Here is a 20,672-nt window from a genome sequence, read left to right as displayed (position 1 = left end):
CGTTGTGACTAAACGTGCATTAATCAGTGTTTCCAATAAAGATGGTATTTTAGAATTTGCAAAGGAACTAGTAGCATTAGGTTATGAAATTTTATCAACTGGTGGTACGAAAAAAATGTTACAAGACAATAATGTTGCCGTAACAGCAGTAGATGAAGTAACTAAATTCCCTGAAATTTTAGATGGTCGTGTAAAAACTTTAAATCCAATGATTCACGGTGGACTATTAGGAAAGTTTGACGATGCTTCTCATCAAGCACAAATGAATGAGCATGGAATTGAGCCAATTGAGATTGTATGTGTTAATCTTTATCCGTTTGTTGAAACAATTTCAAAGCCTAATGTAACATGGGATGACGCTATCGAAAATATTGATATCGGTGGTCCAACAATGTTACGTTCTGCAGCAAAAAACCATCAATATGTAACAGTAATTGTGGATAGCAATGACTATACGAATGTATTAGAGGAACTTAAAGCTAATGGTGCTACGACAATTGAAACACGTCGTAAGTTAGCTGCAAAAGTTTTCCGTCACACAGCCGCTTATGATTCATATATATCAAACTACTTAACAGAAGAAGAGTTCCCAGAGAGCTTAACAATGACATATGAATTAAAACAAAACTTACGCTATGGTGAAAATCCTCATCAAAAAGCAGCGTTCTATCAAAAACGTCTAGGCTCAGATTTTTCATTAGCTTATGCTACGCAATTACATGGTAAAGAATTATCATACAACAATATTCAAGACGGTAATGCCGCATTGCAAATTGTCAAAGAGTTTGAAATGCCTGCAGCAGTAGCTGTAAAGCACATGAACCCTTGTGGTGTTGGAACGGGCGCAACATTAGAAGAAGCGTTTGATAAAGCGTATGAAGCAGATCAAACATCTATTTTCGGTGGTATTATTGCTTTAAATATGGAAGTAGATGCAGCAACTGCTGAAAAATTAAGCCATATCTTCTTAGAAATTATCATCGCACCAGCTTTCTCTCAAGAAGCACTTGATATTTTAACGAAGAAGAAAAATATTCGCTTATTAACAATTCCTTTCGAGCAAGCAAAACAAGACAAATTCAATGTTGTATCAGTTGAAGGTGGTCTTCTTGTACAAGAACCAGATCGCTACGGTTTTTCTAATGCAGATATTAAAGTTGTTACAGACCGTGAACCAACAGCACAAGAATGGGAAGCATTACAACTTGGCTGGGCAGTTGTGAAGCACGTTAAATCTAACGCTATCGTTGTGACAGATTCTCAAATGACACTTGGCGTTGGTGCTGGTCAAATGAACCGTGTTGGAGCAGCTAAAATCGCATTTGAGCAAGCGGGCGAAAAAGCAAAAGGTGCAGCATTAGCATCAGATGCATTCTTCCCAATGAGCGATACTGTAGAAGCAGCTGCAGCGGCTGGTATTACAGCCATTATTCAACCAGGTGGCTCTATCAAAGATCAGGATTCAATCGATAAAGCGAATGAATACGGCATTGCGATGGTATTCACTGGCGTACGTCATTTCAAGCACTAAAATATCCAAAAACTAGACCGAGATGGCAACATCTCGGTCTTACGCACAAAGAGGAGGATTCCCTAAAATGAAAGTATTAGTCATTGGAAGCGGCGGTCGAGAACATGCTATCGCCAAACAATTTAGTATTTCACCATCTGTTAATAAAGTATTTGTAGCACCTGGTAATGATGGCATGAGGGGCGATGCGGAAATCGTTGCTATTGATACTATGGATTTTGCAGGTCTTGCACAATTTGCAAAAGAAAATGCAGTAGATTTAACCTTTGTAGGACCTGAGCAACCACTTGCTGAAGGCATCGTTGATTTCTTTACTGCCCGTGGCTTACGAGCATTTGGTCCAACAAAGGCAGCAGCACAAATCGAAAGCAGTAAATCGTACGCGAAAGATATTATGAATAAATATAATATCCCAACAGCAGCCCATGAAACGTTTACTGAAGCTGCAAAGGCTATAGCCTATATTAAAGAGCAAGGTGCACCAATCGTTATCAAAGCAGATGGGTTAGCAGCTGGTAAAGGTGTAGTTGTCGCAATGACAGAAGACGAAGCAATTGAAGCAGTAGAAGATATGATTGGGAACCAACGTTTTGGTGAATCCTCTTCTCGTGTTGTCATTGAAGAATTCCTAGATGGGGAAGAATTCTCCTTTATGTCATTTGTCCATAAAGGTCAAATTTATCCAATGGTGATTGCTCAAGACCATAAACGTGCTTATGATGGCGATAAAGGACCAAATACAGGTGGTATGGGAGCCTATTCACCAGTACCTCAAATCTCGCAAGAAGTAGTGGATGATGCATTTAAGACGGTTGTTGAACCGACCGTGAAAGGTATGGAGGCAGATGGTGAATCGTTTACAGGGATTTTATATGCAGGTTTGATTTTAACGAAAAATGGTCCAAAAGTGATTGAGTTTAATGCACGCTTTGGAGATCCTGAAACGCAAGTAGTTTTACCACGTATGACATCTGATTTTGGTGCATTTATGACAGCCTTGATGGATGAAAAGCCATTTGATCTGCAATGGTCCGAAGAAGCAATGCTAGGCGTAGTAATTGCTGCTGAAGGTTATCCAGGGGACGTTGAAAAAGGAAATGCATTACCTAACCTAGAGGCTCTATCAGCTTCACACGCGGTATTCCATGCGGGTACAAAGTCTGTAGATGAAAACTTTGTTGGTAACGGTGGCCGAGTTTTATTAGTAGGAGCAAAGGCATCTACTTTAAAAGAAGCACAAGAAAAAGTATACGCAGGTATTGCAACTGAAAAATGGAACAATTTCTTCTACCGCAAAGATATCGGTTGGCGCACATTTAAATAATAGTTGTGTAACTATAGAGTTATAATTGCCCGATAAGATTTGTTTTCATTTTACTTAAGCTTATCACTATAGCGTGGGGTTGATTTCCGTTCCGACTGGGCGCTTTGTTGCTGCCGCTACGTTAGCACTACGCTTTCGCACAGAGCAAAGCTTCCTGGGGGCGTCCGATGAGCCGCTTGGGGCAACAGGATGTTGGTCACGAAGGCGTTATCACAGGACGTGATGACTTTAGCCTTCGTTCCTCTATCCGCTGATCCCCAAGGAGTCGCCCAGTCTCCACTCCAATCAACTTATATACAAAGCATATGTTTTAATAAATGTCCTCTCAAACTTTTAGTATAAATCTAATTGGAAGAAGCTGTTTTTCCGTTGCGATCTACTAAATGATTAGTAAAATATATCAAGCGTGTTGATTAGGGAAATATAGGTTTATTATTGAGTGATAAAAGGATTTTTTTGTTGATATTTTGCAAAGTATGCCCATTTTAACTGATTGTAGCGGAGGGCTACTCGACTCCCGCGGGAAAGCGAGACAGACGAGACCCTGCACGGAGCGCAGCGGAGGAAGCGGCTCGTCGCTCGCCCGCAGGAAAGCGAGTAGCCCGTAGCGGAAATCAGAGCCTTCTAATTAATTAGGACGGATAAGAATGGTTAAACAACACACTTGAAATTAAATATTTTAATCATTCAATGAAACTTCTTATTGTTTTCAAACGTATGATTTAAAAAGGGTGAGAGCCGTCTCAACTGTACAGTTGAGACGGCTCCTTTGACTAAGAAGGATTTTGAGCTTTATTTGTAGAATTTTTACTTTCTGAGGAATTTTGATTTGAAGTGCTGGAGTCAGATTGCTTTGATGCAGTTGCATTTGATCCTGACGTATTTCCAGATATAACAGAGGAGAAATCCTTCATGAGTTTACCGATTTGTTCAGATGACATAGAATTTTGGCCGCTGAACATACTTTGCATAGAAGAGTTGCCGGTGCTATTGTTGCTGTTGCTCATAGAGCTCTCCATAGTAGAGCACAGTAAAGCTTTCGTTGGGCAATACTTAAAGATACCCTCAGCCATTTTAAAGGCACCAAATGCAATCATCAATCGACCTTTCGTACATTCAGGATTTCTTGAGACTTTAGCGATACCAAATGCCGTTAAACTTACACCCATGGCAAAGCGACAAAAGGCATTTTTTTCGCTTAAATTCGATTCTTGCATCATAATATTTCCTCCTTTAGTCATTGTGGAAAAAATAAAGCGGGGTGCACTTTGTTTTATGAAAGTGCTGTGTTACGATTGAAACAAGATGATTGCATAAAGCATTAATTTTATGACAAAAAGCGTTTATGCAGTAGTAGTATGTGATTTCGCGTAGGATTTACACAATGAAATTTTACGTAATTTAGGAAGGGGCGAATAGAATGGATCCAGTATGGAAAATTACAGAATTACGTCAACAATTAGCTGTAATTGATGGAAAAAAAGCACCGGATATTGTATTAAAAAATGCACGTTATTTACATAGCATGCTCAAACAATGGATAGTAGGGAACATTTGGATTTTAGGAGATCGTATTGTCTATGCTGGTGATAGAATGCCTCCGTTATTAGAAGGGACCGAAGTGGTCGATTGTATGAATAAAACCATTGTACCAGGATATATTGAGCCGCATGTTCATCCGTTCCAGTTATACCATCCGCAATCTTTTGCAGATTTTTGTGGACAACTTGGAACTACAGCTTTTATTTCAGATAATTTAAGCTTCGTTTTATCTTTAGAAAATAAGAAAGCGTTTTCAATACTGGATGATTTGAAAAAGCTACCGTTTTCATTTTATTGGTGGACTCGTTTTGATTCGCAAACTGAAATGGAACAGGAGGAAGAGATTTTTTCTAATACGTCCATTTTAGAATGGTTGGAACGAGATGATGTTTTACTTGGAGGAGAATTAACGGGCTGGCCAAGGTTGTTACATGGTGATGACCAAATGCTCTATCGCATGCAAATGGCTAAGGGCTACGGGAAAAAAATAGAAGGGCATTTCCCTGGTGCATCTGAACGAACTTTAGCACGTATGAAGCTACTTGGTGCAGATGGTGATCATGAAGCTATGACAGTGGAAGAAGTAGAACGACGTATTATGCAAGGATATGCTGTAACGCTACGTCATTCTTCAATACGTCCAGACTTACCAGATCTATTAAAGGGAATAGTTGAAAAAGAACTACCTATTTTTGATCATTTAATGATGACAACAGATGGTTCACCACCTTCTTTTCATGAGGATGGTGTAATGGATAAATGTATTCAAGTAGCTTTAGATGCAGGTGTAGCGCCAATAGATGCTTATCAAATGGCTTCCTATAATGTGGCACGTTATTATAATATGTCCAACTTACATGGCTTTATCGCAACAGGTCGATTTGCCTCCCTAAATATTTTACAAGATGAATGGCATCCAGTTCCTGAGAGCGTACTTTCGAAGGGTGTTTGGTTAAAACGCAATGGAGAACAAGTGCAAAAACTTGCTGAAATTGATTATTCAGCGTTACCTGCATTTGACTTAGATTTTTCATTAACATCTCATGATTTTCAATTCTCGATGCCGTTTGGAATTGAGTTAGTAAATGATGTTATTACGAAACCATATAACTCATTAATTACTAGAGAAGGGCAGCTTGCAGATCATGATGAATGTTATTTAATGCTTATGAATAGAGATGGCAATTGGCATGTTAACACGATGATTAAAGGTTTTGCTACTAGTGTTCAAGGGTTTGCCTCATCTTATTCGAATACAGGCGATATTTTACTGATCGGAAAAAATAAAGACGATATGATCAAAGCCTTTGAGGAAATGAAGGCAATGCGTGGTGGTATTGTCCTTGTTGAAAAAGGTGAAGTAATTGCTACCGTTCCTTTAACAATTGGCGGTCTTTTATATGATGGAGATGTGAAGGAACTAGCAGAAAAAGAGAAGTTCTTAAAGCAAGCATTAGCAGAACGTGGTTACCACTTAGGAGACGCAATTTATTCTTTACTATTCTTACAATCGACACATTTACCATATATCCGTATAACGCCAAAAGGGATTTTTGATGTTATGAAGAATAAGTTATTATTACCAGCAGTGATGCGTTAATTGAAGTTTCCCTATGGTAGATGTAATTGATAAAAGGAGAGTAATGCTTGTGTTCAAATCGAAGAAACTATTTATCGCAATGGCTTTTAGCACCTTATTGATAGGAGGATGTTCAAAAGATTCGTCGGAAGTGAAGAAAGATGATACGAGCAAGGTTGACGATGGAACTGCTATTGAAGAGCCTGTTCAAGAAGGAGCGTTTGTTGCTCCGTTAACAGGTGAAGCTGTGAAGGAAGAAATTACACAACGTCCAATTATTGTTACCGTTAATAATCACCCGAAAGCACGTCCACAATCAGGAATAGAAGCGGCAGATATCATTTATGAAATGCTGGCAGAAGGCAATGTTACGCGTTTATTAGCAGTTTATCAAAGTGAACTGCCAGAAAATGTAGGGCCTGTTCGTAGTGCTCGATCTTATTTTGTTGATCTTGCAAAAAGCTATGGTGCATTTTACGTAGCACATGGTTATAGCCCAGAGGCAAAATCGATGCTTACTAATAATGTAGTCGACAATATAAATGGTATGGATTATGATGGCACACTTTTTAAGCGTTCAAAAGACCGTGTTGCTCCACACAACTCGTATATTACGTCTGAAAATATAGTAAATGGAGCGGAAAAAGTGGGCGCTTCAATGAGTTACCATGAAAAAGTACATGAGGCTTTTTATGAACCCGATGAACGTGGTAAAATAGGCAATGAAACAAGTCGAGTGGACATTTACTACGGAAATAGTGAGTATTTCCATAATTCGTATTTGTATGATAAGCAAAGTAATCGTTATGGACGACAATCGGCTGGCGTTGACACAAAGGATATGTTAACAGGCGATACATTATCATTTTCAAATGTTCTATTTTTTGAAATGAAACATCGAACGATTGATAATGAGGGGCGCCAAGATATTGATTTAACTTCTGGTGGAAATGCGTATGTATTTCAAAATGGCTATATGAGAGAAGTCAAATGGGCTAATATTGATGGAATACCAATGGCTGTAGAAGAGTCTGGGGAGCTTGTGAAGTTAGTACCAGGGAAGTCTTGGATTCATTTCGTACCAACTTCACCAGGGTTACAAGCAATGGTGAAAACGCAGCCTTAAAGGGAGGAAGATTGCATGCAAATCGAAAAAATTCGAGGGCATCAAACAGATCAATTATTTAAAGCAGTGTTAGAGCTGAAAGACATCGAAGAATGCTATAAATTTTTTGATGATTTATGTACGATTAGTGAAATTCAATCGCTGGCACAACGCTTTGAGGTTGCGCATTTACTACGTTTAAAGAAAACCTACGAATCCATTAAAAAGGAAACAGGTGCAAGTACAGCAACTATTTCGCGTGTACGTCGTTGCTTTGATTACGGGAATGATACATATGATGAAATGTTAGGTCGTTTGTATCCAGATGAAAAGCCGTTTCAAGCACCAAAAGAATAGTAGGTAAAGGGGCTGGGTAGAGTTTTTACCCAGTCTTTTTCATTTTTTTGTAGACAGTCATAAGCTATACTTGTAAACGAATAGATAGAAAATGATAGGTGGTAAAATAGATGGATTATTTAGAATGGAGACATGTGTTCAAGCTAGACCCAGCTAAAGATATTTCAGATGAGGCACTAGAAAAAATTTGTGAATCAGGTACAGATGTTATTATAGTTGGCGGAACAGACGGTGTAACTTTAGATGGTGTATTAGATTTACTTGTTCGTGTAAGACGCTTTGAAGTACCAATAGCGCTTGAAATTTCTGCGATTGATTCAGTAACACCAGGTTATGACTATTATTTCATTCCAACTGTGTTGAATAGTGACGATCCAAAGTGGATTAAAAATTTACACCATGAAGCCATTAAAGAATATGGAGATATTATGGTATGGGATGAACTAGTCGCTGAAGGTTATTGTATTTTAAACCCGAATTGTAAAGTAGCGGAAGTAACGAATGCGAAAACTGATTTATCTATTGATGATGTTGTTGCCTACGCACGTATGGCTGAAAATTTCTTTAGACTACCTGTATTTTATGTAGAGTATAGCGGTACTTATGGGGATATTGAGGTTGTAAGTGCTGTGAAAAATGAACTGAAAAATACGCGACTGTTTTACGGTGGCGGTATTACATCTGCTAAGCAAGCAGCAGAAATGGCAAAATATGCAGATACAGTAGTAGTTGGTAATATTATTTACGAAGATTTAAAAGCTGCACTTGCGACTGTTAAGGCTGTAAAAAATAATATATAATGTAAGAACAAATGTTTGTAAGGCGGTGCGGAATGGAGCAGTTAACGAAAAACTTATTAGCAGGTATGAATCCTGAGCAGGAAAATGCGGTTAAAACAACTGAGGGACCGCTTCTAATTATGGCGGGTGCTGGATCAGGGAAGACACGTGTATTGACACATCGTATAGCATACTTAGTAATTGAAAAAGAAGTATACCCATCAAAGATTTTAGCAATTACATTTACAAATAAAGCTGCACGTGAAATGCGTGAGCGTATAGATGGCATACTAGGTAACGGAACTGGCGATAGTATGTGGGTATCGACATTCCACTCAATGTGTGTGCGTATTTTACGACGTAATATCGATCAGCTTGGAATATCACGTAACTTTTCAATTTTAGATTCTACTGATCAGCTATCAGTTATTAAAAATGTTATGAAGGATGAAAATATTGATACTAAGCGTTTTGAACCTCGTGCGATTTTAAATGCGATTAGTTCAGCAAAAAACGAATGTAAAACTGCGGACGATTATGCAGGTCAAATCAATGAAAATAATCCTTACGAAAAAACGATTGCACGTGTTTATAAAGGTTATGAAAAAAGATTACGTCGCAATCAATCACTCGATTTTGATGATTTAATTATGACAACTATTACATTATTCAATCGTGTACCAGAAGTGCTTGAATACTATCAAAACAAATTCCAATATATTCATGTAGATGAATATCAAGATACGAATAAATCCCAATATTTACTCGTTCAGTTGCTTGCCAAGAAATTTAAAAATATTTGTGTTGTAGGTGATTCAGACCAATCGATTTATCGTTGGCGTGGTGCGGATATTGGTAATATTCTTTCATTCGAAAAGGATTATCCAAATGCTAAGGCCATTATGCTTGAGCAAAATTATCGTTCAACAAAACGCATCCTACAAGCGGCAAATGACGTCATTCAAAATAATACAACACGTTATCCAAAAGAACTGCGTACAGAAAATGCAGAGGGTGAAAAAATCGTGTTGTACAAATCGTATAACGAGCAAGAGGAAGCGCAATTCGTTGTACAAACAATTCAACAGCTTATTCAAAAAGAAAATCGTACGTTTGATGACTTTGCGATACTATATCGTACAAATGCTCAGTCCCGTGTGATGGAGGAAGTGCTTGTTAAGTCCAATATGGCTTATCAAATAGTTGGTGGTACTAAGTTCTATGATCGTAAAGAGATTAAGGATTTACTTGCCTACTTACGCCTTATTGCCAATAATGATGATGATTTATCACTCGCACGTGTTATTAATGAGCCAAAGCGTAGTATCGGTGCAACTTCCTTTGAAAAAATGGCGCGCTATGCGATTGAACAGGAGCGCTCTATTTTTGATGCCATGAATGATCTTGTATTCATGGGTCTTTCAGGGAAGGCTGCTAATTCAGCTGAGCAATTTTATGCAATGATTAAAGGCTTTACAGAGATGCAAGAATATTTATCGGTGACAGAAATTGTAGAGCAAGTCATTGACAAATCTGGTTATCGAGCAATGCTACAAAATGAAAAGACGATTGAAGCGGAAAGCCGCTTAGAAAATATTGAAGAGTTTTTATCAGTAACAAAGGCTTTTGAAGAGCGTAGTGATGATAAAAGCTTAATTGCCTTTTTAACTGATTTAGCGCTAATTGCAGATATTGATGCACTTGATAAAGATGACACATCGAAGGGCAACATTATTTTAATGACAATGCATGCTGCAAAGGGCTTAGAATTCCCTATTGTCTTTATCATTGGAATGGAGGAAAATATCTTCCCGCATTCTCGTTCACTTGATGATATGGACGAAATGGAAGAAGAAAGACGATTAATGTATGTCGGCGTGACACGTGCAGAGGAACGCTTATATTTAACGAGTGCGCAAAGTCGTACGATTTTTGGTCGTTCTAGTTACAACAATGTGTCGCGTTTCTTAAGTGAAATTTCGGAAGATATTACAGAATCAATTTCCAAAGGTGGTTCGAAGCCTGAAGTTCCGTTTGCCTCTAGTAATCGTTCAGCAGGCGGCTATCAAAAACGTACTCTTGGAGCGGTTCAGAAAACACAGCCTGCAACTGCTCGTTTACAAACAACCGGTGGAGACCAATTTGGCTGGAAGGCTGGAGACAAAGCGATCCATAAAAAATGGGGAACAGGTATGGTTGTTAGTGTAAAAGGTGAGGGTGATAGTACAGAGCTAGATATTGCCTTTCCACAACCTATTGGTATTAAGCGATTACTAGCACAATTTGCACCTATTGAAAAAGGGTAAGCGGAGGAACTTAAATGAACGAAATTGAACAGCGTGTTGTGGAGTTAAATAAATTATTACACGAATACGGTCATGCCTATTACGTGTTGGATAAACCTGTCGTAGCAGATAGTGTTTATGACCAATTATTACATGAGCTTATTGCATTAGAGGAAGCGAATCCGTCACTTATTTACCCAGATTCACCTACGCAGCGTGTAGGCGGGGCAGTGGTAGAAGGCTTTAAGAAGGTGACTCACGATTACCCGATGCTAAGTCTATCAAACGCTTTTAATGAAGAAGACTTACGTGAATTTGACCGTAAAGTACGTCAAGCAATCGGTGATAACTTTTCCTATGTTTGCGAGCTGAAAATTGATGGTCTTGCCATTTCATTAAAATACGAAAATGGCGTTTTTGTACAAGGAGCAACGCGAGGAGACGGTGTTGTAGGGGAAGATATTACAGCAAATTTAAAAACGATTCGAGCAATACCTCTTCGATTGAAGGAACCACTTACAATTGAAGTACGTGGTGAGGCATATATGCCTAAAAAATCATTTGAAAAATTAAATACCCTACGTGCTGAAAATGGAGAGGAATTATTCGCTAATCCACGAAATGCAGCTGCCGGCTCTTTACGCCAGTTAGATCCTAAAATAGCAGCGAGTCGTCAACTATCAACCTTTATTTATGCAATTGGGGGAGATGGCGAGGCATACGGTATTGACGGTCATGCAGAGATGCTCGATTATTTAGAAGGACTAGGCTTCCCATCAAACAAAGAGCGTCAACGCTGCTCAACAATTGAAGATGTACTAGCCTTTATCGAAAAATGGACTGAAAATCGTCCGAATTTAGCCTATGAAATTGACGGTATTGTTATTAAGGTGGATCGCTATGCGCAACAGGATGAGCTTGGTTATACAGCAAAGAGTCCACGTTGGGCAATTGCTTACAAATTCCCTGCTGAGGAAGTAGTGACAACATTACTTGATATTGATTTAACGGTTGGTCGTACAGGTGTTGTTACACCAACTGCTATTTTATCGCCTGTTCAAGTGGCAGGTACGACAGTTCAACGTGCGTCATTACACAATGAGGATTTAATTCGAGAAAAAGATATTCGACTAGGTGATTCAGTCATTATCCGAAAAGCTGGAGATATTATTCCTCAAGTTGTAGGTGTAATACTAGAACAGCGCCCTGAGGACTCAGTGCCATATGTAATGCCTGAAAGTTGTCCAGTTTGTGATAGCGAGCTTATTCGTATCGAAGGAGAAGTGGCATTACGCTGTGTAAATCCGGCATGTTTTGCACAAATTGCGGAGAGCATTAAATATTTCGTATCGCGTAATGCTATGAATATTGACGGTCTTGGTGATAAAGTCGTTGAGCAATTATTACGTGCAGATTTAATTCATGATATTTCTGATCTGTATCACTTAACTGTAGAACAGCTTGTCGGGCTTGAGCGTATGGGAGAAAAATCAGCGACGAATTTAGTGAGTGCTATTCAGGCTTCCAAAGAAAATTCGATGGAGCGTTTACTAATTGGATTAGGGATACGACATGTTGGCGAAAAAGCAGCAAAAATTGTTTCAGAGGAGTTTGAAACGATGGAAGCAGTGATGGCAGCAACAGAGGAGCAACTAGTGGCGATTCATGAAATTGGCGATAAAATGGCTTCATCGCTTGTCGAGTATTTTTCAAATGAGGATGCACGTGCAGTCATTGGACGCCTTGCTGAAGTAGGTGTCAATATGACATATAAAGGTAAAAAGATAGAAGTAGCTGTTGGGGATAATCCTTTTGCGGGCAAAACAATCGTATTAACTGGTAAACTTGAGCAATTGACACGTAACGAAGCAAAGGCGAAAATAGAAGAGTTAGGTGGTATTGTTTCAGGCAGTGTCAGCAAAAAAACTGATCTTGTCATTGCAGGAGCAGATGCGGGTTCTAAACTAGCAAAAGCCGAGCAATTAGGTATTGAAGTTTGGAATGAAGATAGCCTGATCGAACAGCTTAACCTCGTAAAATAATGGGAAATATCAGACTCGTCACCAAAAGTTGTGGATGACATTTGTTAAAATGTATACTTTATATAAGTTGATTGGAGTGGAGACTGGGCGACTCCTTGGGGATCAGCAATAGAGGAACGAAGGCTAAAATCATCACGTCCTGTGATAACGCCTTCGTGACCAACATCGTGTTTGGCCCGAGACCCTGCAGCGCTAGCGGATGTTTTCTGTGCGAAAGCGAAGCGTCAGCAACAACAAATGTTTTCTGTAGCGAAAGCAAAGCAGCAGCTACAAATGTTTTCTGTGCGAAAGCGTAGCGTCAGCAACAAAGCGCCCAGTCGGAACAGAAATCAACCACACGTTATGGTGATGAGCCAAATATTATAGTAAAGTATGATGAAGTCATACCCACTTGGTGGAGAATAGAGGCATTATATATATGTCTCTTTCTGCCCATAGGTAGGGTATGAACAATTCGTCGAGCAGAATTTGGTTTACAGTAAAGGAGTATAAAAATAATGAAGTCATTTCGACTCATTCCAGCAATTGTCGCTGCTGCAATGCTAGTCGGCTGTGTGCCTTCTAATAAGAAGGAAACAGAGCTTACACAGGAGACGCAACAGGAAAAAGCGGAAACAACGATTATTCCAAGCATACAGATTGATGATTCATACTATAGAACGCTAACACCTTATAAACAAAGTGCTAGCAGAGGATTAGTAGTTTCAAATATCTTTACGAAATATGATATGAAGGAAGTAGAAACAGGTTTAATGCGACTTTCTCAAAATGAGTTTGACACAGAAAACTACTTCTTCCAAGAGGGGCAATATTTAGCGGAAAGCACAGTGACAGATTGGCTTGCACGTAGTTCACAAACGAAGGAAGGTTTAAATCCTCCAACGACGGACTCAATGCCAGCAGAAGAACGTGCAACTAAGGCCCCAATCTATTTATCACATATTGTTGAGCAAAATTATTTAACAAAAACTAGTGATAATAAAGTGAAATTAGGCGGTATTTCGATAGGACTTTCCTTAAACTCTATTTATTACTATCAAAAAGAAAAATATGGAGAGTACTATGAGCAACCAATTCCGGAGGCAAAACTCATTGAGCAAGGAAAGAAAATGGCCGCTGAAATTGTATCCCGCCTAAGAACTCGTGATGAATTGAAAGATATACCGATTGTAGTAGGCTTGTTTAAACAAAAAGCTCGCAATGACATTATTCCAGGAACGTATTTTAGCTATGGCGTAGCAAAAGCAGGACAAAACGACGTAGCTAATTGGAAAGGTATCGACGAAGAATATGTATTATTCCCAACGAGTGAATCACAGGATGTATACAGAGATGTTAGCAATAACTTTAAGAATTTTAAACAAGATGTAGATAAATACTTTTCTAATTATACTAGTGTAATAGGAACAGGCTTCTATCAAGATAAAAAAATTCAAAAGCTAACGATTGAAGTGCCAATCCAATTCTACGGCAAGTCTGAAATAATAGGCTTTACTCAATATTTAACAGGTGTTTTGATCAATCAATTTGATAACATCAATGTTGAAGTAAATATTACCTCAATAAATGGTCCAGAGGCATTGATCGTAAAGAATGCCAGCGAAAAGGAACCATACGTCCATATCTATTAAAATATAGTCAGCCTCGCGCTGACTATATTTTTTATGGGAAGAAAAATGAGTTCGTTGGAAGAATTAATCAGAGTGTTGGATAGACTCTTTAGAGTGAAAGCGACGGATAGATACCCCGGAGCGACGGATAAAGTCTTCGAATCGACGGAAAGAAACAAGGGCGACGGATAGTCCCACCGAAGAGACGGATAGAAAAGCGAAAGCGACGGAAAGATACCCCGGAGCGACGGATAAAATCTTCGAATCGACGGAAAGAAACAAGAGCGACGGATAGTCCCGCCGAAGAGACGGATAGAAAAGCGAAAGCGACGGAAAGATTCGTCAGAGCGACGGATAAAGTCTTCGAATCGACGGAAAGCCTCCCTGTCTCAAGAGCGCAGCACACAACCCATGCCCTACTCCTGAAAAGCGAAGTCTATATGAAGGACTCGAAAAGCAGTCCCTAAAGACAACACTTCGTCATAGTAGTGAAAGTTTCTTTATTTTTGGTGAAAGTTGTGATTTTTAATATGAAAAATGTTATGATTACTTGCATGGTTAACTTTATTCAACCCTATTGTTATCGATAAAAACAATGAATTGAGTGAGTATTCGGAGGTGTGAAAAATGGCAAAATTAACAAAAGAAGAAGTTAAACACGTTGCAAATTTAGCACGTCTTGCAATTACGGAAGAGGAAGCAGAGAAATTTGCTGAACAGCTTGGTAAAATTACAGACTTCGCAGAGCAACTAAACGAGTTAGATACAACGAATGTTGAACCAACAACTCATGTTTTACCATTAGTAAACGTAATGCGTGAAGATGTGGCAACAAAAGGCTTAGACCGTGAAGTAATGATGTTAAACGTAAAAGAACAAGAAGATGGTCAAGTAAAAGTACCAGCTATCATGTAATACTAAAACATAGGAGGATTCCTCATGACGTTATTTGAACGTTCAGCAAAGGAGCTACAAGCTGACATTAAAGCGGGTAACCTAACAATCGCTGATTTAACAAAAGAAGCATACGAACGTGTGGCAAAGCTTGACGGCGATGTACAAGCTTTCCTTGCTTCAAACGAAGAAAAAGCAACTGCACAAGCAGCTGAAATGGATAAAGTGCCATTTGAAGAGCGTGGACCACTTTTTGGTCTCCCTATCGGTGTTAAAGACAACATCGTGACAGAAGGTTTAGAAACAACTTGTGCTTCTAAAATTCTAGAAGGCTTTATGCCAATTTATGATGCAACAGTAGTTAAAAAGCTACGCGAAGCTGGTATGGTCACTATCGGTAAATTAAACATGGACGAGTTTGCAATGGGTTCTTCAAATGAAAACTCGTACTATAAAACAACAAAAAATCCATGGAATTTAAACCACGTACCAGGTGGATCTTCAGGTGCGTCTGCAGCAGCAGTAGCAGCAGGTGAAGTACCATTCTCACTTGGTTCTGATACAGGTGGTTCAATCCGTCAACCAGCAGCATATTGCGGTGTTGTAGGGATGAAACCTACATATGGTCGTGTATCTCGCTTTGGTCTAGTTGCATTTGCATCTTCTTTAGATCAAATCGGACCAATTACACGTAATGTTGAAGATAACGCCCTTTTACTTGAAGCAATCGCAGGATTAGATACAAACGATTCAACTTCTGCAGACGTAGAAGTACCAAACTACGCAGCAGCCCTTACAGGTGACGTAAAAGGCTTACGTATCGCTGTGCCAAAAGAATTCCTTGGTGAAGGTGTTGGCGAAGCAGCACGACAATCAGTGCTTGAAGCATTAGAAGTATTAAAAGGCTTAGGTGCTACAGTAGAAGAAGTATCACTTCCTCATTCGAAATACGCACTTGCAGCATACTATATTCTTTCTTCTTCTGAAGCGTCTTCTAACCTTTCTCGTTTTGATGGGATCCGTTATGGTTTCCGTGCAGAAAATGTTAATAATTTGATGGACCTTTATAAAGAAACACGTGCACAAGGCTTTGGCGATGAAGTAAAACGTCGTATCATGCTTGGTACTTACTCGCTAAGTGCAGGTACGTATGATGCTTACTACAAAAAAGCTCAACAAGCACGTACACTTATCAAAGCAGACTACGACAAAGTATTTGAAGACTTTGACGTAATTATTGGACCAACTTCTCCAACACCAGCATTCAAAATTGGTGAAAACGTTGATGATCCAATGACGATGTATGCAAATGATATTTTAACGATTCCTATGAACTTAGCTGGTGTGCCAGCCATCTCAATCCCATGTGGTATTGAAAATGGTCTACCACTAGGCCTACAAATTATCGGTAAATATTTCGATGAAGCAACAATTTACCGTGTAGCTCATGCTTTTGAACAAGCAACGGAGTTCCATAAACAAGTTCCTCAAATTTGGGAGGGAAAATAACATGAACTTTGAAACAGTCATTGGTTTAGAAGTACACGTTGAGTTAAAAACGAACTCAAAAATCTTCTCACCAGCACCAGCTCATTTTGGTGCTGAACCAAATACAAATACTACAGTTATCGACCTAGGCTATCCTGGTGTCCTACCTGTACTTAATAAAAATGTTGTAGATTTCGCAATGCGTGCAGCACTTGCACTAAATATGGAAATCGAACAAGAAACAAAATTTGACCGTAAAAACTACTTCTATCCAGATAATCCGAAAGCTTATCAAATTTCTCAATTTGATAAGCCAATCGGTAAAAACGGCTGGGTTGATATCGAAGTAGATGGTTATACAAAACGTATTGGTATTACACGTCTTCATATGGAAGAAGATGCTGGTAAACTGTCTCACAGTGGCGACCACTCTTTAGTTGACTTTAACCGTCAAGGTACACCACTTGTAGAAATCGTTTCTGAGCCAGATATTCGTACACCAAACGAAGCGTATGCGTATCTTGAAAAAGTAAAATCAATCATCCAATATGCAGATGTTTCAGACTGTAAAATGGAAGAGGGATCTTTACGTTGTGATGCCAACATCTCAATCCGCCCATACGGTCAAGAAGAATTCGGTACGAAAACAGAGCTTAAAAACCTGAACTCTTTCAACTATGTTCGCCGTGGTTTAGAGCACGAAGAATTACGCCAAGCTGATGTCCTTCTTTCAGGTGGGGTAATTGATCAAGAAACTCGTCGTTTCGATGAAAAAACAGGTAAAACAATTCTTATGCGTGTGAAAGAAGGAACAGATGATTATCGTTACTTCCCAGAGCCAGACTTAGTTCGTCTATCAATCGATGATGAATGGTTAGAACGAGTAAAATCAGAAATTCCAGAGCTACCAGATGCTCGTAAAAAACGCTATGTTGAAGAATTAGGCTTAACACCATATGATGCAGGAGTTCTTGTTATTTCAAAAGAAATCTCAGACTTCTTCGAGGCAATGGTAGCTAAAGATGCGGATGCAAAGCTTTCAGCAAACTGGCTTATGGGTGATGTTTCTGCATACCTAAATGCAGAACAAAAAGACCTTAAAGATACTGCATTAACACCAGAAAACCTTGCAGAAATGGTGAAATTAATCACTGACGGTACAATTTCTTCTAAGATCGGTAAAAAAGTATTTGCTGAATTAGTAGAAAAAGGCGGTTCTGCAGGAGAAATCGTTAAAGCAAAAGGTTTAGTTCAAATTTCTGATGAAGGTGCATTACTTGCTATCGTTACAGAAGTTCTAGACAACAATGCACAATCAATCGAAGACTTCAAAAACGGTAAGGATCGCGCTATCGGCTTCTTAGTTGGTCAAATTATGAAAGCTACTAAAGGTCAAGCGAACCCACCAATGGTCAATAAATTATTACAACAAGAAATTGCAAAACGTTAATTGCAATTACAATAGAAGGCCAAGAGAGCAAATTCGTTTTCTTGGCTTTTTATTTTAAAAAATATACATACAAAAGACTCTTTGGGGTATCTATAACAAGATAAAATGCCCCCATTACCATAAAGTATCAACAGGTAGTAGTTTAGAAAGGTTACATATTGACCTTTCCGAAGTGGAGTTATATTAAAAAACGGCTCATTGAACTTAATTTTATGGTTCATCACCAAAAGTTGTGGATGACTTTTGTTAAAACTTCTACTATGTAAATAAGTTGATTGGAGTGGAGGCTGGGCGACTCCTTGGGGATTAGCGATAGAGGAACGAAGGCTAAAACCATCACATCCTGTGATAACGCCTACGTGACCAACATCGTGTTGGCCCGAGACCCTGGAGCGAGCATATAGGGGAACGAAGGCTAAAGTCATCACGTCCTGTGATAACGCCTACGTGACCAACATCCTGTTGCCCCAAGCGGCTCATCGGATGGCCCCAGGAAGCTCTGCTCTGCGCGAAAGCGAAGCGTCAGCAACAAATGTTTTATCTGTGCGAAAGCGAAGCGACAGCAACAAATGTTTTATCTGTGCGAAAGCGAAGCGACAGCAACAAATGTTTTATCTGTGCGAAAGCGAAGCGACAGCAACAAATGTTTTATCTGTGCGAAAGCGAAGCGACAGCAACAAAGCGCCCAGCTGGAACGGAAATCAACCGTACGTTATGGTGATGATCTAATTTTATCGTAATATGACTAAAAAATACCAAATTAGCACTTAATAGTTGTCTTCAAAGAGTATTCATAGCAAAATATAGAATAGAACATAATAAAAATTTAGGAGGTCAATCAATGAAAACTGAACAACAATATTTCAATGATGCGATTTCAATTCAACAATATATGGATAATATGACGACGTTAAAAGAGGAAAGCTTCCGTATTTATGATGGCTTCGATGCGCCACTAAACGATGGCTTTATCGAACTTCTGAAGGACAAGCAACCAAAAATTTTAACAATTACTGAGGATTGGTGCGGGGACGCAATGTTAAACAATCCAGTTATTCGTCGAGTTGCAGAGGCAGCAGGGTTAGAAATGCGCGCAGTACTACGTGATGCTGATACAGATTTAATTGATCGCTATTTAACAAACGGTGGCCGTGCAATTCCAATTTATATTTTATTAGATGATGCTGGTCAGGTTGTTGGAAAATGGGGTCCACGTGCACCAGAATTACAGGAATTAGTAGTGAGTAAACGAGCTACTTTACCAGATAAAGAAGATCCTACATTTGAAGATGCACAAAAAGCGCTATATGCTGAAATTCGTGAAGAGAACATTACGAATAAATCATATTGGACATTTGTCTATGAAGATTTTAAAAAGCAAGTAACAGCTGCATTACAATAATTGTAAATCGTAAGGCTGCATGTCAGAGAATGAGGACATGCCTTGCTTTTGTTGACTATTGGAAGCTTAATGCAACATTTAAACGAATAATTCATTGAAAGAAATAGAATCTTATGAAGCAAAGAAGGTATGTTATGAAACGAGCAAGAATCATTTATAATCCTACATCTGGGCGTGAAGTGTTTAAAAAGCATCTACCAGAAGTATTGGCAAAATTAGAGGTAGCAGGCTATGAGACATCTTGTCACGCAACAACTTGTGAAGGCGATGCAACCATTGCAGCAAAAAATGCAGTTGAACGTGGCTTTGATATAATCATTGCAGTTGGTGGAGATGGCACATTAAATGAAGTTGTTTCAGGTGTCAGTCCATTTGAGAACCGACCGAAAGTGGGTCTAATTCCGATGGGCACAACAAATGACTTTGCTCGTGCTGTGCAGATTCCTCGAAATATTGAAGCTGCAGTTGACATTATTATTAAAGGTGAATCGTTGCCGGTCGATGTTGGTTTATTAAATGGGGAACGCTATTTCATCAATATTGCCGCTGGTGGGCGTATTACAGAGTTAACGTATGAAGTGCCAAGTAAAATGAAAACAATGCTAGGACAGCTTGCTTATTACTTAAAAGCAGTAGAAATGATTCCATCAATTAAAGCTTCCCACATGCGTATCGAATATGATGGCGAAGTGTTTGATGGGGATGCCATGATGTTTTTATGCGGCTTAACAAATTCAGTGGGTGGCTTTGAAAAGCTTGCACCTGACGCGAGTATTAATGATGGCTACTTTACTTTATTAGTATTGAAAAAAGTAAGCCTGCCTGAATTTATTCAGCTTGCCGCAATGGCATTAAGAGGCGAGCATTTGAATGATGATCGTGTCATTTATAAAAAGGCAAGTGTCGTAAAAGTATCTACTGAAGATGAAATACATTTAAACTTAGATGGTGAGTATGGTGGGGATGCGCCTGCTACATTTGAAAACTTAAAGCGCCATATTGAGATTTTTGTTCCACTAGAAGATATTCGTGAAGAAGACCGTATTTAATGAAATATTAGAACAGGACGCTCTCAATTTAGGAGGAAGCCTTGTTTTATGGGTGAAATCGGTAAAAAAACCTATATGTAGGGGTAATTTCCTCCTATAATTGGTATTGTGAATGAATTAAGAAAAATGTTTGGCAAATGTGCGTATATTACTTGAACAAAATTTGAAACCTTTATAATAGGCCGAAATTCCGGTCCATTATAAAGGTTTTTTTCGTTGCAATGGTGGAAAATGG

15 protein-coding genes are annotated in these 20,672 nt (G+C 39.0%); 14 read left to right on the top strand and 1 reads right to left on the bottom strand.

Translation table 11 applies throughout. The features are described from left to right. Window positions 1-4 precede the first annotated feature (4 nt). Complete coding sequence (gene purH, locus ACQKOG_RS15480) at window positions 5-1,531, top strand: bifunctional phosphoribosylaminoimidazolecarboxamide formyltransferase/IMP cyclohydrolase (protein WP_370079173.1); 1,527 nt, start codon at window positions 5-7, stop codon at window positions 1,529-1,531. A 67-nt stretch (window positions 1,532-1,598) separates the two neighbouring features. Further along, the gene (purD, locus tag ACQKOG_RS15475; RefSeq protein WP_415733125.1) at window positions 1,599-2,855 is read left to right on the top strand and encodes a phosphoribosylamine--glycine ligase; all 1,257 of its coding nucleotides are present in this window, start codon (window positions 1,599-1,601) and stop codon (window positions 2,853-2,855) included. Window positions 2,856-3,628: 773 nt separating this feature from the next. On the opposite strand, the gene ACQKOG_RS15470 is transcribed toward purD, so the two are convergent. Next, a complete protein-coding gene (locus ACQKOG_RS15470) occupies window positions 3,629-4,075 on the bottom strand; it encodes a hypothetical protein (RefSeq protein WP_370079177.1) in 447 nt (148 codons plus the stop codon). Window positions 4,076-4,275: 200 nt separating this feature from the next. On the opposite strand from ACQKOG_RS15470, the gene ACQKOG_RS15465 reads away from it, so the two are divergent. From ACQKOG_RS15465 to ACQKOG_RS15410, 12 genes are all read left to right on the top strand, one after another. Then, on the top strand, window positions 4,276-5,997 hold the full coding sequence (locus tag ACQKOG_RS15465; protein ID WP_370079179.1) for an adenine deaminase C-terminal domain-containing protein: 1,722 nt from the start codon (window positions 4,276-4,278) through the stop codon (window positions 5,995-5,997). A gap of 49 nt (window positions 5,998-6,046) precedes the next feature. After that, the gene (locus ACQKOG_RS15460) at window positions 6,047-7,102 is read left to right on the top strand and encodes a DUF3048 domain-containing protein (protein ID WP_370079181.1); all 1,056 of its coding nucleotides are present in this window, start codon (window positions 6,047-6,049) and stop codon (window positions 7,100-7,102) included. Between the two features lie 15 nt (window positions 7,103-7,117). After that, entirely contained in the window at window positions 7,118-7,438 is a 321-nt protein-coding gene (locus ACQKOG_RS15455) for a YerC/YecD family TrpR-related protein (RefSeq protein WP_004225717.1), read from the top strand. 110 nt (window positions 7,439-7,548) lie between these two features. Then, window positions 7,549-8,238: a heptaprenylglyceryl phosphate synthase gene (locus tag ACQKOG_RS15450; RefSeq protein ID WP_370079183.1), complete on the top strand. Its 690-nt coding sequence runs from the start codon at window positions 7,549-7,551 to the stop codon at window positions 8,236-8,238. 32 nt (window positions 8,239-8,270) lie between these two features. Then, on the top strand, window positions 8,271-10,523 hold the full coding sequence (gene pcrA / locus ACQKOG_RS15445; protein WP_427447268.1) for a DNA helicase PcrA: 2,253 nt from the start codon (window positions 8,271-8,273) through the stop codon (window positions 10,521-10,523). Between the two features lie 14 nt (window positions 10,524-10,537). Then, window positions 10,538-12,544 (top strand): NAD-dependent DNA ligase LigA, encoded by a 2,007-nt coding sequence (ligA, locus tag ACQKOG_RS15440; protein ID WP_427447266.1) that lies wholly within the window; start codon window positions 10,538-10,540, stop codon window positions 12,542-12,544. 497 nt (window positions 12,545-13,041) lie between these two features. Next, a complete protein-coding gene (locus ACQKOG_RS15435) occupies window positions 13,042-14,175 on the top strand; it encodes a CamS family sex pheromone protein (RefSeq protein ID WP_370079189.1) in 1,134 nt (377 codons plus the stop codon). Window positions 14,176-14,781: 606 nt separating this feature from the next. Next, a complete protein-coding gene (gatC, locus tag ACQKOG_RS15430) occupies window positions 14,782-15,069 on the top strand; it encodes an Asp-tRNA(Asn)/Glu-tRNA(Gln) amidotransferase subunit GatC (protein ID WP_010857153.1) in 288 nt (95 codons plus the stop codon). Between the two features lie 24 nt (window positions 15,070-15,093). Next, window positions 15,094-16,557 carry an Asp-tRNA(Asn)/Glu-tRNA(Gln) amidotransferase subunit GatA gene (gene gatA, locus ACQKOG_RS15425; protein WP_427447264.1) on the top strand — a complete coding sequence of 488 codons (1,464 nt, stop codon included), beginning with the start codon at window positions 15,094-15,096 and terminating at the stop codon, window positions 16,555-16,557. Window position 16,558: 1 nt separating this feature from the next. Then, window positions 16,559-17,986 (top strand): Asp-tRNA(Asn)/Glu-tRNA(Gln) amidotransferase subunit GatB, encoded by a 1,428-nt coding sequence (gene gatB / locus ACQKOG_RS15420; protein ID WP_370079195.1) that lies wholly within the window; start codon window positions 16,559-16,561, stop codon window positions 17,984-17,986. A gap of 841 nt (window positions 17,987-18,827) precedes the next feature. Continuing rightward, window positions 18,828-19,388 carry a thioredoxin family protein gene (locus tag ACQKOG_RS15415; RefSeq protein ID WP_370079197.1) on the top strand — a complete coding sequence of 187 codons (561 nt, stop codon included), beginning with the start codon at window positions 18,828-18,830 and terminating at the stop codon, window positions 19,386-19,388. Between the two features lie 134 nt (window positions 19,389-19,522). Further along, the gene (locus ACQKOG_RS15410; RefSeq protein ID WP_370079199.1) at window positions 19,523-20,437 is read left to right on the top strand and encodes a diacylglycerol kinase; all 915 of its coding nucleotides are present in this window, start codon (window positions 19,523-19,525) and stop codon (window positions 20,435-20,437) included. Window positions 20,438-20,672 lie beyond the last annotated feature (235 nt).

It is taken from the genome of Lysinibacillus sp. NPDC093216 (genome assembly GCF_050280325.1).
Taxonomy (GTDB): domain Bacteria; phylum Bacillota; class Bacilli; order Bacillales_A; family Planococcaceae; genus Lysinibacillus.
The sequence above is the reverse complement of the archived record's forward strand: the minus strand, read 5'-3'. Positions and strand labels throughout refer to the sequence as shown.